General features: G+C 42.5%; 1 protein-coding gene. It reads left to right on the top strand.

Going from position 1 to position 593, the window contains the following annotated elements:
- The coding region (locus A3729_RS08340) for a serine O-acetyltransferase (RefSeq protein WP_369820114.1) at positions 1-449 on the top strand (449 nt) is incomplete at its 5' end.
- Positions 450-593: the final 144 nt, after the last annotated feature.

Genomic DNA, 593 nt, shown 5'->3' with positions numbered 1-593 from the left:
CAAGTTGGAACAAAGGTAAGCGTCACCCAACGCTTCAGGATGGTGTGGTGGTTGGCGCGGGTGCCAAGGTACTTGGGCCCTTTGATGTAGGGCAAAATGCTAAGATTGGTTCAAATGCAGTTGTTACTAAAGAAGTCCCGGCTGAAGCAACCGTAGTTGGAATCCCGGGACGAATTATTCTCAAATCAGTTCCTGAAACGGCTACCCCGGATGACAGTAAGCGTAAGAAAATGGAAGAGAACTTTGGCTTTGATGCTTATGGCTTAAGTGATGAGATGCCCGACCCGGTTGCGCGTTCGATTAGAAGTATGCTGGATCATATGCATATGGTTGATGAACGGATGAATGAAATGTGCAAATCCTTACGTAAGCTTGATGACGGTTATAACAAAGAGGCTGTACCTTCTATTGATGAAGATGACATGTGCTGTTTTAAAGATATTAAGTAATAGTTCGATTTGGTGAAGGGCTAATGTCTCAATTATTGGGGAGAGGCTTGAGAATACTTGATTAAATTACTCAGGTAATAGATAATTTTTCAGCAATGCATCGCTCCGATGCTGACTATAAACACTTCAAGAGACATGAATTAA

Source organism: Oleiphilus sp. HI0043, from assembly GCF_001634935.1.
This window is presented reverse-complemented; position numbering and strand designations above follow the sequence as displayed.